The sequence below is a fragment of the Chloracidobacterium sp. genome (assembly GCA_015075585.1).
Lineage (GTDB): Bacteria > Acidobacteriota > Blastocatellia > Pyrinomonadales > Pyrinomonadaceae > OLB17.
The window spans coordinates 94043-110678 of record JABTUB010000001.1 but is presented as its reverse complement, the minus strand read 5'-3'; the positions used below and the strand labels follow the sequence as shown (position 1 = coordinate 110678).

General features: G+C 54.5%; 13 protein-coding genes. 5 read left to right on the top strand and 8 right to left on the bottom strand.

Features of this window, described 5'->3' with window-relative positions:
- Position 1: 1 nt before the first annotated feature.
- From HS105_00525 to HS105_00515, 3 genes are read right to left on the bottom strand one after another with little or no spacing between them, the layout of a single operon-like run.
- Positions 2–3193, bottom strand: a complete 3192-nt coding sequence (locus HS105_00525; protein ID MBE7515087.1) for an efflux RND transporter permease subunit — start codon at positions 3191–3193, stop codon at positions 2–4.
- A gap of 11 nt (positions 3194–3204) precedes the next feature.
- A complete protein-coding gene (locus HS105_00520) occupies positions 3205–4503 on the bottom strand; it encodes an efflux RND transporter periplasmic adaptor subunit (GenBank protein ID MBE7515086.1) in 1299 nt (432 codons plus the stop codon).
- 21 nt (positions 4504–4524) lie between these two features.
- On the bottom strand, positions 4525–5175 hold the full coding sequence (locus HS105_00515) for a TetR/AcrR family transcriptional regulator (protein ID MBE7515085.1): 651 nt from the start codon (positions 5173–5175) through the stop codon (positions 4525–4527).
- A 225-nt stretch (positions 5176–5400) separates the two neighbouring features.
- Here HS105_00515 and HS105_00510 point away from each other — a divergent pair, with 225 nt between their 5' ends.
- A complete protein-coding gene (locus tag HS105_00510; GenBank protein MBE7515084.1) occupies positions 5401–5760 on the top strand; it encodes a DUF883 family protein in 360 nt (119 codons plus the stop codon).
- A gap of 64 nt (positions 5761–5824) precedes the next feature.
- On the opposite strand, the gene HS105_00505 is transcribed toward HS105_00510, so the two are convergent.
- The gene (locus tag HS105_00505; GenBank protein MBE7515083.1) at positions 5825–7597 is read right to left on the bottom strand and encodes a M61 family metallopeptidase; all 1773 of its coding nucleotides are present in this window, start codon (positions 7595–7597) and stop codon (positions 5825–5827) included.
- 121 nt (positions 7598–7718) lie between these two features.
- Here HS105_00505 and HS105_00500 point away from each other — a divergent pair, with 121 nt between their 5' ends.
- The 4 genes from HS105_00500 to HS105_00485 all read left to right on the top strand — a co-directional run bounded on the left by HS105_00500 (position 7719) and on the right by HS105_00485 (position 13093).
- Positions 7719–8534: a DUF3828 domain-containing protein gene (locus HS105_00500; protein MBE7515082.1), complete on the top strand. Its 816-nt coding sequence runs from the start codon at positions 7719–7721 to the stop codon at positions 8532–8534.
- A 1-nt stretch (position 8535) separates the two neighbouring features.
- Positions 8536–9741 (top strand): hypothetical protein, encoded by a 1206-nt coding sequence (locus HS105_00495; protein ID MBE7515081.1) that lies wholly within the window; start codon positions 8536–8538, stop codon positions 9739–9741.
- A 67-nt stretch (positions 9742–9808) separates the two neighbouring features.
- Positions 9809–11884 (top strand): tetratricopeptide repeat protein, encoded by a 2076-nt coding sequence (locus HS105_00490; protein ID MBE7515080.1) that lies wholly within the window; start codon positions 9809–9811, stop codon positions 11882–11884.
- Between the two features lie 96 nt (positions 11885–11980).
- A complete protein-coding gene (locus HS105_00485) occupies positions 11981–13093 on the top strand; it encodes a hypothetical protein (GenBank protein ID MBE7515079.1) in 1113 nt (370 codons plus the stop codon).
- A gap of 3 nt (positions 13094–13096) precedes the next feature.
- Here HS105_00485 and HS105_00480 read toward each other — a convergent pair whose 3' ends face one another.
- The 4 genes from HS105_00480 to HS105_00465 all read right to left on the bottom strand — a co-directional run bounded on the left by HS105_00480 (position 13097) and on the right by HS105_00465 (position 16592).
- On the bottom strand, positions 13097–13873 hold the full coding sequence (locus HS105_00480; GenBank protein MBE7515078.1) for a hypothetical protein: 777 nt from the start codon (positions 13871–13873) through the stop codon (positions 13097–13099).
- A gap of 73 nt (positions 13874–13946) precedes the next feature.
- Complete coding sequence (locus HS105_00475) at positions 13947–14690, bottom strand: hypothetical protein (GenBank protein MBE7515077.1); 744 nt, start codon at positions 14688–14690, stop codon at positions 13947–13949.
- 242 nt (positions 14691–14932) lie between these two features.
- Positions 14933–15298, bottom strand: coding sequence for a helix-turn-helix domain-containing protein (locus HS105_00470; GenBank protein MBE7515076.1), 366 nt, complete (start codon positions 15296–15298; stop codon positions 14933–14935).
- A 490-nt stretch (positions 15299–15788) separates the two neighbouring features.
- Complete coding sequence (locus HS105_00465; protein MBE7515075.1) at positions 15789–16592, bottom strand: CbbQ/NirQ/NorQ/GpvN family protein; 804 nt, start codon at positions 16590–16592, stop codon at positions 15789–15791.
- Positions 16593–16636: the final 44 nt, after the last annotated feature.

Here is a 16636-nt window from a genome sequence, read left to right as displayed (position 1 = left end):
ACTATTGCCTGCCGACAAGCGATGTAGCCGCCGTCGAGAAACGGCGTTTCAGGCCGCCGAAAAGCCGGTTCGAAAAGCGATTGACGTATTTGAAGAGTTTCATCTCCGCAATATCATCAAAGATCGAGTAGAAAACAGGTACCGCCAAAAGCGTCAGCAGAAGGCAGAGCGTTTGGCCGCCGACCACAAGCACGCCGATCGAGCGGTTCGTGCCTGAACCGACGCCCGAACTTATAACAAGCGGAAGCATGCCCGAAACGAGAGCGATCGTCGTCATAAGGATCGGCCGCAGGCGGTCGCGATTTGCCTGAATGATCGCGTCATAGCGTGACATACCCTTTGAACGCAGGTTGTTCGTATGGTCGATCTGAAGGATGGCGTTCTTCTTGACGACACCGAACAGCAGCAGCAGGCCGAGGCCCGAAAAAATGTTCACCGTCTGCCCCATTACCAGCAGGCTGAAAATGCCGAACGGTATCGACAGCGGCAGCGTCAACAAGATCGTTATCGGGTGGATGAACGATTCGAACTGCGCCGCCAGCACTATGTACATAAAGATAAAGGACAGCATGAACGCGAGCAGGAAGTAGAATCCTGCTTTACCCATTTCTTTTGACTGGCCGATATATGCCGTGCGGTATCCCGCAGGAAGCTGAAGCCCCTTTACAAAGCTGTCGATGCCGGCGGTGATATTCGCTGCCGATCCGCCGGGCTTTGTGTTCGCAAGCAACGTTACCTGCCGCTGCCGGTTGGTTCGATCGATCGAACTCGGCCCTGTGCCGCTCTTAGCGGTTACAACGCGGTCGAGTGTTACCCAGCCGAGTTTGGCGGAAGGCACAATAAGGCGTTTCAGGCCTTCTTCGCTTGTTCGAAACGAATTTATCGCCCGAACATAAACATCATATTGATCGGCTCCTGAGTTATACGTGGTCGCCTGCTGGCCCGCAACGAGCGTGTTGAGCGCCTGCGAGACATCACCGATGCGGACTCCGAGATCCGCTGCCGTGTCGCGATCGATCTGAAGCTGCAGCTCGGGCTTTCCCGCGATAAGTGTCGAGTCGATATCGACCGCATCCGGGATCGTCTTCATCTTGTCGAGGATCTTTTGTGAATATTCCTCGAGCTTCTGAAAATCAGGCCCAGCGACCATTAATTGAACCGTTGCGTTCCGGAAGCCACCGCCCGAGAACGCCTGCACCTGCTGAACGCTCGTACGAAGGTCGCCGGGAAACTGCTTGAGCATCTCGCGGGTATCGGCCATCAATTCTTCCTGCGACTTCGACCTTTTATTGATATCGCTCAACTTCACATAGATCGAACCCGAATTGACCACAAGCTGCGAGCCGCCGCCTACTGTTGACAGCGTGTCGGTTACGCCCGGCATCTTGCGGATCTCGGCAGCAACCCTCTCGAACATCAGCGAGGTAGCGGACAAACTCATCCCTTCGGGCGTCCTTATCGAGACCTCGAACTGCGATTGGTCGTCAACCGGCAGGAAATTCTTGCCGACGAACATGAACATCGGGATGATGCTCAGAAATACCAGAACGACGAGTGTAATGATCACCCAGCGGCGGGCAAGCGAGAACCGCAGCATCCATGAATACACTGCATCGACATGGCGGAACCAGCCTTTGTAGTGTGTGTCGCGTTCGCCCTCGGCGATCATACCGTCGCCCTTGATCTCTTCGATATCCTTTTTCGGTTCGCTCTTCGCGGGTTTGATAAGCCGCGCCGCAAGCATCGGAGTCAGCGTGAAGGACACGATCAGCGAAACAGCAACCGCAAATGATGAGGTCAGGCCGAAACTCGACATGAACTTGCCTACGATGCCCTGCATAAAGCCGATCGGCACAAAAACCGCCATCAGCGATAACGTCGTTGCAAGCACCGCAAGGCCGATCTCACGCGTGCCCTCGATCGCCGCTTGGAAGGGGTTCATTCCCTTTTCTTCGACAAAGCGATAGATGTTTTCGAGCACGACTATGGCGTCATCGATGACGATGCCGACCATCAATGTCAGGGCGAGCATCGTGATCGAGTTGAGCGTATAGCCCATCACATAGATCAAAGCAAATGTCGAAATTATCGATGTCGGGATCGCAAGTGCGGCGATGATCGTCGATCTGAAATTCCAAAGGAACAGGAAAACAACGATCGACGCAAGCGTCGCACCGACGATCAAATGTTCCTCGATCGCATGAAGCGATGCCTCGATGAACATCGAGTTATCGCCGATGACCCGCATCTGATAGCCTGCCGGCAGTGTGTCCTTTATCTCGGTGAGCCGCTCTTTGATATCGCGTGCGACCGTTACCGTATTTTGGCCCGACTGCTTTGAGACGATCAGGGTTACGGCAGGCTCGCCGTTCAGCCGAGCTTCGGAGCGCACCTCTTCGCCGCCGTCCTCGGTATAGCCGATGTCCTTTACCTTTACCTGATAATTGCCGCGTGTCGCTACTACGATGTCATCGAACTGCTCGGGCTTGTCGATCTTGCCGAGGGTACGCACCGCCGTCTCTTTCTGCCCCTCGTCCAATCGGCCCGAAGGGAACTCCATATTCTGTATCCGCAGCGCTCCTGCGACCTCGGCCGGCGTGATGTTGTACGCCCGCATTTTGTCCGGATCGACCCAGACGTTTATCTGTCGCTCCTGTCCGCCGATGATCGTTATCTGGCCAACACCGTTTATTGTTTCGATGCGTTCCTTGACCTTGTGTTTAGCAATATCGGTTACTTCACGCAGCGGCTTCGGGGCCGAGATCGATATGCGGAGCACCGGCGCCGCATCGGTATCAAGCTTTTGGACCGTCGGCTGCTTTGCCGTCTCAGGCAGCTTCGGAATGACCATCTGGACGCGATTCTCGACCTCTTGTGCGGCGACGTTCACATCTTTTTCAAGCACGAATTGGACAAAGACCTGCGAAAGGCCCTCGATGGATGTTGAACGCAGCTCGTCGATACCGCTGATGGTATTGACCGCCTCTTCGATCTTATCGGTGATCTCGGTCTCGATCTCCTGCGGCGATGCTCCGGGATTGACGACCGTAACCGTGATCGTCGGAAAGTCGATCTTAGGAAAGAGATCGACGCCGAGACTAAAGAATGAGAACGCACCGACAACGACCAACGACATTATCAACATCGTTGCGAATACGGGGCGTTTAACGCAGATCTCTGCGAGCCATTGCATGATCCGATCTCCTAATTCATCTGCCTGACGAGCACGCCGTCATAGAGTTCGCTGAGGTTGTTCGTTGCGATCACGTCGCCCTCTGCAAGTCCTGTTTTGATCTGCAGCATACCGTCCTCGACGAGCAGCCCTACCTGAACGAGGTGTTCGCGTGCCGCGCCGTCCTTGATGATATAGACCTTGTTCACGTCGCCGTCGGCCTTTACCGCTGCGGCGGGTATCATCACGGCATTTTCGGGCTGCGGCTGCGTAACGCGGACCGTCGCGAATTGGCCCGGCTTCAGAAGGCCTTCGCCGTTAGGAACCTCGGCCTCGACCGTCAAGGTGCGTGCCGTCGCATTCAAGCCCGGCAGGATCCGCGCGACCTTGCCCGCAAAGCTCCGATCGGGATATGCACTCGTCTGAAGGCTTATGTTTTGGCCTGCAGCGACCTTGCCGATGGATGCCTCCGGAATGTCGATCTTAAGCCGCAGAACAGATGTGCGGACTATGGTCGCTACCTTCGTATTCGGTGCGTTCGGGCTGACATACTCGCCCGGATCGGCAACCCGCTCTGAAATGTAGCCGCTTATAGGCGCCAATATCGCCGTGTCGGACACCGCTTTTCGTGCCTGATCAACGACCGCCTGTGCGGTGCGGATGCCGCTCCTTGCCGCAGCGACCTGAGCCTGTGCGGAGTCTATCGCCTTTACCGCAACCGAAGCGGCAAGGCGTGCATCCTCGAGCTGCGCCAGCAAAGCGTCCCGCTGGGCACGCCTCTGATCGAGCACCGACTTTGACGCATCGCCGGTGTTATAAAGACGCTGTGTCCGAACCAATTCCTTTTCGGCAAGATCAAGATTGGCCTTGACCGAACGTACCTGCGAAAAACTGTCCACGTTATAGCTGTCGCCCTCTTTTATACCAAGCCGTGCCTGCGCCTGCCGAAGCCCTGCGACCGCCGTTTCTTCGGCACGCCGCTGCTGAACAAGCTGTGCCTCTGCCTGCTCAAGCCGAAGCTGAGCGTCGCGCGGGTCGAGACGCACAAGGACACTGCCTTTGGTCACATAGCTGCCCACGTCGAAGTTGACCTGTGCGATCTTGCCGGCTATCACGGGAGCAACGTCCGTCGATTCGTCACCGACCAAGTTGCCGGTCGCCTCAAAGTAGGTCGGGATCGGCTTTACGACGGCTTGCGTTGTTGTTACGTCAATGGTCGTCGGTGTCGATGCGGTGTTCGCATTCGTATTCGCGGCACCCGATCGGCAGCCTGTTGCCAGCGATACTGAAACCGCGATCAACGCCGAAAAATAGAAGATTCTGCTTTTCATTATTTTTGAATAGAGGCAGGGCTATGCCATTATCCCCTTCAATAAGATCTCTGTGAAATTTTTCGCGGCCTCTTCATTTGAAAGATCGAGGATCTTGCCGCCCTTGTCCCATAAAATAACGTTGATCGAGTGGTGAATGATCATTCCCATGAACGCGCGCACGGCCACTTTTGGGTCTAATTGGCGATACCCACCGTCGCGCTGACGTTCCTTGATGTATTCGCCGATAAAGCTGTACATCCTCATTACGAAGCCGTTAAAAAACCGTGCGGCAAGCTCGTGCTCTTCGAGCGCGGAATAGAACAGCAGCCTGATAAAGCTTACATCGGCCTGCTGTTTGTTGAGGGCGATCAGCGCAAGCGTGTAAAAGAGCGTGAAATCATCCTTTTCGCGTATCGCACGCAATATCCGCTCATCATTCTCCCACGGAAAGCGCATTCCTTCATGCGCGGCACGATTGTCCAAGATCGCGTCGTAGATATCTGATTTTCGTGCAAAATGTCGAAAGACCATCGCCTCGGAAACGCCGGCCCGCTGAGCGATCTCCTTTGTGGTCGTGCCGCTGAAACCTTTTTCGGCAAAGAGGGATATCGCCGTCTGCAATATCTGGCAGCGACGCTCTTCGCCCGACATCCTGCATGAATGCTCAGTTTTATGGTCTGCTTTCTTCAAAACTTTCCTTTTACAATAAGTAAGTGCTTACTTACTTTGAACAAGATTGTCATTTGGCCGAATATTTGTCAACCGCAAAATGTTCGGCGCCCGCAATTTTCTGCGAAAAAACTTTCGGAACCGGCCTCAATAGAAATTCGTTACAACCATAGATGGGCAATTACCATCAGAAAGCACGCGAAACGCGGCATTTTTGACCCGTATCGACCAGGAGGAATAGCTTTTATGTCAGAGTTTGAAGCAGAAGTTAAGAAAGCAGAGAAAGAATTGGAGCAAGGCCTTATGACAACAGATAGCGAACCGTTCAACGAAACGGCCGGAACCGACGAGTTCCTGGGCGACATCAAGGCTCAGGCGCAAGAGTACGGCCAGAAATTGCAGGAAGCCGGCCGTAAGGCGTACGATTTTGCCCACGACAAATTCGACCGCGCGGGTGATAAATTCAAGGAGCTTTCAAATAAGGACCCGAAGGAACTGATCGACGACGCGAAAGAATTCGCACGTCAGAAGCCGGGCCAGACGATCCTTATCTCGGCAGCCGTCGGCCTCGTGCTCGGCTTGCTGCTTCGCGGCGGCCGCAAATAATTTCGGCCCGAATGTCAGACTGGAAAGGCCCGCTGCAAAGCGGGCCTTTTCGCTCTTACAACGCTCAATGCTTGAGCCACGCGTTCCGTATCTTCAATTGCCGCGGCGTCGCATTCGGCACCTCGACAAGCGAGAAAGCGATGCGGTCGCGCGTTCCGACGGTCATCTTCATTTCGCTCTGCTTGCCGCCGCGGTCAACGAGCAGCATTACCTCTTTTCCGGCCAGCGATTGCAGCGGAACCTCGAACGGGCCGGTTCCGTTGATCTTTACGATGATATCGCCTTCGTGCAGGCCGGCTTTATCCGCAGGGCCGTTCGCCGTCACGGCGCTTATGCGAAAGCCTCCGTTTCGCGGCCGTGCCGAAAATCCGAGGTCGGCCTCTGCTTCGGCCCTCTTTTCGATCCGATAGCCTGCATAGCCGAAGATCTTGTCGTAATCGGGCGTTTCGGTTCCCCAGACGTAGCGGTCGTAAAGATCGGTGTGATCCTTCCCTGTGAGCTTCTTTATGATCTGCACTGTGTCCTCGGTAGTAAAGCCGCGGCCGCGTTTGTAGTGGTCGTTGTATAACGAGCGCATCACATCATCGAGGCCGTACTTGCCGTCAGAATCGTTGAGGATCGACAGGTCAAGGATCGAACCTAAGTTCTGCCCTTGCGAATAATACGAGATGCCGAACGCAACAGGTGTATCGTATCCGACCCAAGTCGAAACCGAGGAATTCGACGGAGAAATGTACTTGCGAGCCTCAGTATTCTCAACGTAATCAGCGACACCCGCGGCACGCGCAAGGAATTGTTCGGTGCTTGTCAGTCCGGCGCGGTAGGTTCCTACAACACTGTAGTAGCTTGTCAAACCTTCCGAGAACCACAGCAGCGGCGTCTCGTCCTCACGTGAGTAGTCGTACGGCCACATTCCGCTCGGACGGATGCGCTTTACGTTCCAAAGGTGGAAATACTCGTGCGCAGCCGTCCCGATGATGCCTTCGGGCGTTGCACGCTCACCCGCCGGAGCAAAAGCGACATACGAACTCAGATGTTCCAGCGCACCGCTTGCGTTCGATTCCGCGGGCTGGAAAAAGTAGAAAGCCGTGTAATCGTCATACGGCAGCCCGCCGAACATCTTTGAGAAGACCTTTATCACCTTTGTCCATTGATCGATGAAACGCTGCGTCTTTTCCTTGTTGAAAGCTCCTGCGGGAACGGCAGCGAAATAGTGCGGCTTGCCTTCAACATCGAATTTCGTCAGGTCAAATTTGCCCATTAATACGGGCGAATCTACAAGCACATCATAATTTGCCGCAGTGAACGTCATCGGATCAGCGGTTGCCTTCAACGGTGTTTGAAGCCGCCAGCCCGCGGGAATATTGAACTTTACACTGCTCGGAACCTCGCGGTGGCCGACAGGCTCGAGAAACAGCTCGATGCCCGTAAAGAACGCATAATCGTTCGTTACTTTTGCCTGATTCAGAGCCAGAACCTCGGCACGGTAGTCATAGTCGATCCTCAGATCGGTAAGGCCGCGTGTATCGACGCTCCAAGTTTGCTTTTTCGTCATTCTGAGCGGCAGTATTTTGCCGCTCTTGTCCTTTATCTCGAATCGGAGCACATTCTTGTAATAATTCTCTATCGTGTACCAGCCCGGCGCCCATGTCGGCAGGCTGAGCGACAGTTGCGGCTGATGGATATTCGAGATCTCTGTAGTGATGTGCAGTTGGCGGCTCGAAACATCGCTCAGCGAAACGGTGTGTCCGATCTTTAGGCCATTTTGGGCGAACGTACCCGTTGCCGCTAACATTACTGCCAATATGGCGGCAAGCAAATTTATTTGACGCTTCATAAGAACTTGTTACCTCTGTACTGTCTTGTACTCGATAATGGGCTAATATGTTTCATGATCACAAAAACTTCCCGTAATATCGGCATGGCACAGTTTGCAAGCCGTCTACGCGACCGAAGATATGAAGATACGATCTCTGTACAGCATTCTCGCCATCACGCTGCTTGGCTTTGCGTGTTCCGCTCCGCCAAAGAGCACAACGGTTGAAACGACCGCGACCGCAACGCCGCAGGCGGCAGCACCGCCCGAAGCAGCTTCGGGACAGGCGAATTTATCCTCGCCCGAATCGCTCGTTTCCGATCTTTATAAGGCTCACGATGCGGGACGCGGGCCATTCTTTCAAAAGAAGGACCGCGCCTTGGTCGATAAGTATTTTACAAAGCCGCTCGCCGACCTGATCTGGAAGCAAGCGAACACCGAGAGCGACGACGTTCTGACGCTCGACGGCGACCCTCTTTACAACGCGCAGGATCTCGAGATCAAGGATCTTTCGATCGGCAAAGGCGATGTGAAGGGTGACGCGGCGACCGTTGCCGTTACCTTTCTCAACTTCGGACAAAAGCAGAGCATTACACACAAGCTCAAGCTCGTCGGTGATGCTTGGAAGATCGACGATATAATGTACAGCCCCGCGGACAGCCTTTTGAAATGGCTCCGCGAAACCTACGAGACGAAACCCGCGGCCAACGGCCGTTTTGAGGGCAAATACATCGTCGGGCCGACAAGCTGTACCGTTAAATTGACCGATGCCGGTTATGAGGTCCGATGGGAAAAGGGTGCCGGCGTTGAAATTTTCTTTCCGATGGATGATATGCGTTTTGAGTCATCGAATAAGGATGGCTCCGTCAACCAGTTCTCGTTTGATAACAAGAGCTATGATACAGGTACATTCAACCGTGACGACGGCAAGTCGTTCGCGGTAAAGCGAAGCAAATAACTTGGCAAGCATCCGCAAGATCATCAAAAAGACGACGCTGAGCCTGATCGCTCTTCTGCTGGCATTGCAGGTACCGTTCATCTACCGCCGCTACGAGCTTGGGCGCATCGCGTCCGCTGTTGCCGAGGGCGACCGGCACCGCACCGTACGCACCGACGCCGGATTTGACGAATACAAGGGCATAATCCACGCACACACGCGCCTTGGAGGCCACAGCACGGGCAGCTTTGATGAGCTTATTTCGGGCGCGAAAGAGGCAGGTGTTGATTTTGTCGTAATGACCGAACATTGGTCGGATGATTATGACACTTCGGCATTGACGCTGAACGGCAATTTCGGCGGCACTCTTTTTGTGGGCGGCAACGAGATCGACACTGCCGACAGTGACCGCCTTTTGATGCTGCCCGGCGGCGCCGAAGCCGCATCACTCCGCCGCCTTTCGACCGACAACGTACTCGAGAAACTGCACGCCGAGGGCCGCCTCGGGATGATAACCTATCCTGAGAAGTTCCGCTCTTGGGGCTCCGATTTTGACGGGATCGAGGTCTTTAACCTGCATACCGCTGCGAAGCAGATGAATTGGTTCACTGCATTTTTCGATATCATCTGGTCGGGCAGGGCATATCCGGAGCTGACATTTGCACAGTATTTCCGGCGGCCCGAAGCAGATCTTCAGCGGTTCGATGCATCAGCGGCACAGCGGCCGAGGGTATTGTTCGCCGGCACTGATGCACATTCCAATCTCGGGATACACATTTTAGGCGACGACGCCGGCCACAAGTGGCTTAGCCTGAAGGCCGATCCGTATCGTGCGAGCTTTTCGGCGATGCGTGTGCATCTGCTCGTGCCTAAGGGCACACAGCTTACGAGAGAAAGCCTTATGGCCGCGATCGGCGCGGGACGATCCTTCGTCGGTATTGACTGCTTTGGCGACACCACAGGATTTTCATTTACAGCAGGCGACAGGACGCTCGGCGACGAGCTGCGGTACAGCGAAGGGATGTCGCTTGACGCAGCGGTGCCTTTGCCGGCAAAGATCGCCGTGATGAAGGACGGTGCATTGTTCGCCGAGTTCGACAACACGGCACAAGCGTCGGTAAATCCGGACGGCCCGGGCGTTTACAGGGTCGAAGTTTACCGCACAAGCCTTGGCGAGCCGTTCTCAAAGATGCCTTGGATACTCTCAGGGCCGATATATCTCAGGTAAAGCAAACGCTTCGAGCCCGCTGAACATCAAAACTACGCATAGAAGGCAGCTATCAATGCATTGGAAAATGACGAAGATCATAAGGGGATCAATTATTGCGGCGGTTTTCATCGCCGCGCTTTCACTTTCGGCCGCCGCACAGCAGATCAAGCGGACGCCTTTCGACGTTACAAATTACGTCATTGACGCCGCGATACTGAATAAGGAACGTAAACTTGCGGCTACGGCGGATGTTACGTTCGTGCCCCTTGAAGACACGCGGTCCGTCTCGTTCGAGCTGAACGGCAGCCTGAAGATCGATTCGATCACCCGCATCGGTGCAGAACCGCTGCCGACGCCGGCAAAAACGCCGCGTACAAAGGCGCAGCCGGCTGCACCGGCCGGCCCGCAGATCACTTTCGTGCAGGATCAGGCCGGCGTCTCGGACCTCGGCCCGAGCGTACGGATCGACCTCGGCGACAATGTCCCAAAGGATGTGCCGATAACGCTGCGGTTCAAATACGCAGGCATTCTAGATACGGCGGCAGGCGGCCCGCTGCTGAACAAGAGGCTTGCATACATCGGCGACATTCATGGTTATCTGCTGTACGCCGCACGTTGGTTCCCGTTTCATGACTATGCTGCCGACCGCGCGACCGCCGATATCACGATCACGACACCGGCGGATATTCAGATCATCGGTTACAGCGACCGGCCCGTGACGAACGCCGGCGGCAAATTCCGCTTTACGCAGACGCAGCCCGGCCTGATCGGTAACTTTGCATACGGCCGCTATGTGACCAAGAACCTGAAGTACGGCAATTTTGATCTCGAGTTCCACGCCCGCGTCGGTGCGGGTGAACAGCAAGTTAACGCATACGCCGAGACGCTCGGCAAGGCTCTCGACAATTACACAAAACGCTTCGGCCCGTCCGATATGGGCAGCAAACTGACCGTTGTCGAGATAGATGACGAAAGCCTCGATTACTATTCATCCACAGGAATGCTCTTTGTCGGCTCACGTCAGTTCGAAGAGGGCCGCGACATTACAAAGGAACGTCTTCAGCGGGAGGCCGCGTACCAATGGTGGGGCCTTACGGCAGGCCTTAAGTCGTTCGATGATGCGTGGCTCTCGCAGGGCCTTGCGGAGTACTGCGCATTCAGTTTACGCGAAAGCGAAGCGAGCGGTGCGAAAGCCGATGACCTTCGCCGCGAACTGCTGGAACGTGCGCTGACGTTTGAGCAGTCGGCATCGCTGCTGCGTGCTCCTGCGTCGCTCGATGATCAATCGACCGCCTATCAGTACCTTATGTACGGGAAAGGCGCATTCGTCTTCAAGCTGCTGCAGGAGACGATGGGAAAGGATAAGTTCGATCAGCTCCTGCGTACATTCCTTCAACAGTATCGAAATAAGAACGCCTCGATCGACGACCTCGAAAAGCTCGCGACCAAGATCAACGGTAGCGACCTGCGGTACTTCTTCGCCCGTTGGGTCGAAAGCACCGGCGTCCCCGAATTCGAGGCCGACTATCAGATACTGCGAACGCGCGGCGGCAAGTTCGTCGCACGCGGAACCGTCAAGCAGAACTACGACAACCTGCGGCTGCCGGTCGATGTGCAGCTTCGTTCCGAGGGCGAAGCGGGCATAAAGACCGAGACCGTTCGTATAGATGACGCCAGTGCGGATTTCAATATCGAATCTGACGGAATGCCGCTAAGTGTCATTATCGACCCTGATTTCAAACTGCTGCGCATCTCGCCCGACCTGCGCGTATCATCTGTCGCCCGCCGCGGCATCGAGCAGTTCAAGGAAGGGAATTATGTCGAGGCGCAGCAGCAGTTCGAAGCCGCGTTGAAGCTCGACCGCTCAAATTCGTGGATCTACTATCATCTCGGCCTTTTGTTCCTCGAACAGCGTAATTACGACCTGGCGATAGATAACTTCAAGGCCGCTCTCGGCGGCCGCCTCGAACCTGCATGGCTCGCCGTCTGGTCAAACATCAAGATGGGCAATGCCTACGATGCAAAAGGCGACCGTGCGCGTGCGACCTCGGCATATCTGCGTGCACAAAAGCTCGGCGACGACCACGACGGCGCGCAGGCCGCGGCTAAGATGTATCAGGCCACGCCCTACGATCCGAGAACCAGTTCGGCAACACGCTGATTTTCGGCAAAAGGCGTCTCGTTGACAATGCACCGAATGGCCTTACGATTCGCAACTCTTGCCAAAGGCTTATCTTGGGTGTAAAACTGGCGCGTGATGTCCACACGTAACCGCAGCGGCCGGCCCCGTAAAGCACTTCGACATATTGTGACGGCAGCTGCCGCCGCGGCGGCGATTGCGGCATTTGCCGTATTCACGATCGCACAGGATACGGCTGGAGCAGCGGCGCCAAAAACCGTTTCGCGTGCAGAAAAGATACGTCGCTGGTTCGTACTCGATGCTCTGTCTGTTGCGACCCGCATCAAGGCCGTTCGAACTCACAGCGGTACGGACATTACCGATACGGCGCAGTGGCAGTTCATCGCAAAAGGCCACTTCAACTTCGACCGTAAGGGCCGCTATCGGATAAATGCCGCGCTTGCGACAGGCAATTCGTTCACGGCGAGTTGGAATAACAGCGGCATCGGCCCTGCTCCGGCGCAAACGAACCTTTATCTGAAGCAGCTTTATCTCTCCGCAAGGCCGATAGACAGTGTCGAATTTCAGGTCGGCGGCATCATCGCGAATAACGGCGAGAATTCCGAGATAACTGCTTACGATAATGACGGATTTATGACGGGCGAACGCATCATCCTCCGCAGCCCGAAGCATCTGTTCTTTGACGAGATATCGCTGACTAACGGATTTTTGGGCGACCCGACGCGGCCTGATGTTTTCTACCGCTTTCGGCGTATGAACAAGGCGAACTATCGGCAAGTGCTTGCGCGGAAACTTCTCGGCAAGCGACTCTCATTCTCAGGCGATTATACCTTCGAGGCCGGAAGGCATACGCTGCGTGAGGCCGTAAAATATCGTTTCCCGAAAGGGAAAATTCTGGATTCGGTCTTGTTCGAGAATTATCAGCGGGTCTCGCCGCACAAGGCTTTCGGCTTTGCAATCTGGGGCGAAAAATCGCTTGCAAAGAGGTTCTCGCTCAGCGGCGGTTTTGCCCGCATCGACCGCGAGCTAAGGCTAAATACCGACCGCTTTCCGCCGGGCAAACGTGTCTTCGTCATCGCTTCATATAAACCGATACGCGAACTCGCATTTACTGCGGCTTTGATCCAAGGCGTCGGCGGCCTTGCATCGCCCGCAACACCGCGAACGCGCCTTGACCTCGTATTGACCTACAATATTTTAGAAACGCTTAAACGGCTGAGACTGCAGTAGTTATCACTTCTTAAAGCCGCTCGTCAGGTCTGAGCCGACGATCCGAAGACGGACAACATGCGGCGGGCCTTCATAACCGCGCCATACCTCGGCGGCGACAACCGCGACGCGGCTTTGGTAAGGGCTTTTGACGCTGCCGATCATGCCGGCGTCAAGCATGAACCAATAATCGTCTCTTGTGTGATCTTCTGATGTAAAGAGCGTCTTAGTGCCGAGCTTTGGCGATGTCATCAGGACGCTGTATAGGTTCACACGGCTGTCCTCGCCGTCCTCGTTCTTGCCCGGCTGCTTTGTCAGGGCCGCCGTAAAACTGCTGCCGCCAAAAGTGAAACTTTTTCCAAGCAGTACGGATCGCGAAGCAACAATACCGTGCTTGGCAAGTTTTTGTGAGAACAGCCGCCGGTTCTTTGCCCACAGTGAGCGAAGATCCTTTGGCGCATTCTTCCGCTGATTATCACTCTCATCGAACTCGAACTTCCAAAGCACCTCATCGGTCCGCATATTCTGTATCACGAGCTTGGCAAAGTAACATCCGCAGGCTTCGTCAACAGGTTCAATAAGATACGCGAAATTGCCGCTGCGCGACCAGCCGATAGGGAAGAACTTCTCGGCCTCAAGCTGCGGAAAGGCGAATCTGCTGCCAAAATATTGCGGAAACGCCTGCTTAACTCGCGCGGCTGTCGCAACTTCATTCGGAACGCCATAATTCTGCGCGCGTAGCGTAGGCGGCATGGCGGCGAGCACGGCAACGGCAAAAACAGCCAACAATGATCTTTTCATATCTTCCCGGATGATAGCCTTTACCGTCTCGCGCGTCGAACGTCACGCGCGCCGCGGCAGGCCGACTTCGCGTTCATCGTCTCAGCTCTGAACGCATCTGCATCCAGATCTCGTTGTATTTCCACTCGGGCGGTGCGTCTGCGTCGCCGTAGTGATCGGGCTTGAGGATGAGGTCGCCCGTGGCAAGGAGAACGCGTTTGACTTCGGGGTTTTGTTCGAGCTTGGCACGCATCGCGGCGACGATCAGCTTGTAATGTTCGCCGGGCGTTGCGGAGCGGTATGGAAACTTCTTGCCCTGATACGTTACCCAGTCGATGGCGAGCTTTCTCATATTCTCTTCGGCGAGCGTGCCCGCCTGTTTCGCTTCGAAGGCCGTCATCTGCGCGACTTGGTCGCGCGTATATTTCCAAACTACGGCCTTACCGTCTTTTCCACTCGTCACTCGCCTCTCGTCACTCGTCACTTCTTCCGGATAAAGCATCATCTGCCAAAAGCCCTCGACGCTCGCGTACCGCTTACCCTCCAACTCGAACGGCGTAGCCGCAAAATTCGACAGTATCCCAAGCTCATTCCGCTTCGACAATATGACCTCGCCCGCCTTTGCCTCCTGCGGCAATATCTCCCATTCAGGCTTGTTCGGATCATTGATAGGAGCGAACCAAGAATCAGGATAGGTGGAGCCGATACTACGGAAACGAACCACCTCCATGAGAACTCTGGTTTTGTGTGAATGACTAAATCGATGGAATAACCTTCCGGTAACAACAACACGCCCAGGTTTTCGGAGCTTAAGAGCGTCCCAATATTCGGGTTTCATGGCGATCTGTAATTGTCGTACTCTTTGCTCTGGATTGAAACCGGTCTGATCACGACCAGTCGTACAGATCGAGCGGTCTAATGTAAACATCAACACCTTTTCTTCGTTGCGGTTGTTATACAACCGCAACCTAACATTTCCGGTTAACGAAACGATCGAACCGTAACGCAAGCATTTTTGAGCCTCAATCGTGATAGATAGCGACGCGAGGACTGCAACGATAAGACTAAATCTTCTAATCATTATTCGCTAGCCGCTTCACTACCCTTCGAGTTCATCTCCGCCAGCATCTCACCGAGCTTTTCCAGTTTATCGAGCGGGAGTTCGCGGAGGGTGGTTTGGATGTCGTTTTTCTGTTTGATGAGTGTGCGGAGGGCGTGGGTGTCGTGGACGATGGTTTTGCCGTCCTCGCGCCAGTCGAAAAGGTCGTTCGGCGTGCAGTTGAGCAGCAGGCAGAGGCGTTCGAGGTGGTCGGGCTTGATGTAGCCGAGCTGATAATTGAGCCACGAATGCACCGTCTGAGGCACAAAACCATTCTTGACCAGCCAACGATACGGCTCATCGATCCCGCGTGTCTTTAAGATCCTCTCAAGGTCGAAGTAAAGCATCTCTCATCCTCGCTGAAGAGAAAGATAACATGTTTTTTGAAATGTGAGGAGCTTTTTTCCAATAGTCACGTACGTCGAATCAAATGTGGGGTGTGTGGAATAAAATCTGACGTGTTGTGTTTCAATAGTGAAGTGTTTTTTCTTCATCCTGACGTACTTTTTATCAATTCTTATGACATTTTTCTTAATAATGACGCAATAGGGATAAAAGATGACGTTACGCGAGACAATATTTACACAACTAGAATTAATTCCGCACGATCCGGACGACGTTTTTATTGACTTTCAAATGATCAAGACTGCCGCCTTTGGCTAGATGAACACGCTTTACTATCTCAGTAGTGGCGCTCATCCGATCTGATGAAGATAGGCCCTGCCAAAACCGTATTCGATCAATATGGTCAAAATCCGGTAGTTCCTTGATCAAGCCAAGCTAGATATTAACGGCTCGGTTGATATACGTTTCTTTCTGTTTCTCGAGATCCATATCTTAAATGATCGTCGTAACGATCTCGCGTATGCTGCGCTGCAGCTCGCGGTCATCAGTTATCGGAGAGCAGATCGCGACCTCGGCGGCCGCAACCGGTGCGATGCCTTTGGCGATAAGCTGCGCCGCGTAGATGAGCAGCCGTGTCGAGACGCCTTCCTCGAGGCCGTGCCCGCGAAGGTTGCGCACCTTTTGGCCGATCTTTACGAGGTCGGCCGCGATGCCTTCCTCGATGCCGCCTTCCTTTGCAACGATCTTTGTTTCGGCATCAGCGTCGGGGTAATCGAATTCCATCGCGACGAAACGCTGCCGTGTCGATTGCTTCAGATCCTTTAGGATCGATTGATAGCCGGGATTGTATGAGACGACGAGCATAAATTCATCGGGTGCCTCGATGATAGTGCCGCGTTTTTCGATGGGCAGTCGGCGGCGATCGTCCGTCAAAGGATGAATGATGACGACCGTGTCCTTGCGTGCCTCGACGACCTCGTCCAAATAACAGATCGCTCCCGAGCGTACAGCCGCCGTCAGCGGCCCGTCATGCCAGACCGTCTCCTCGCCTTCGAGCAGGAAACGTCCGACGAGATCGGTAGAAGAAAGATCCTCGTGGCACGCGACCGTTATAAGCGGCCGTCCGAGCCGATGAGCCATATATTCGACAAAACGCGTTTTTCCGCAGCCCGTCGGGCCTTTAAGCAACGCAGGCAGCTTTGCCGCATAGGCCGCCTCGAACAATTCGACCTCGCTGCCGACCGGCAGGTAGAACGGCTCTTCCTTGACCTTGTACTTTTCAACCGCAAGTTCCATAAAACCTGTATTTTATATCATTTGTCGCAGGAAAGCCTTTGCCG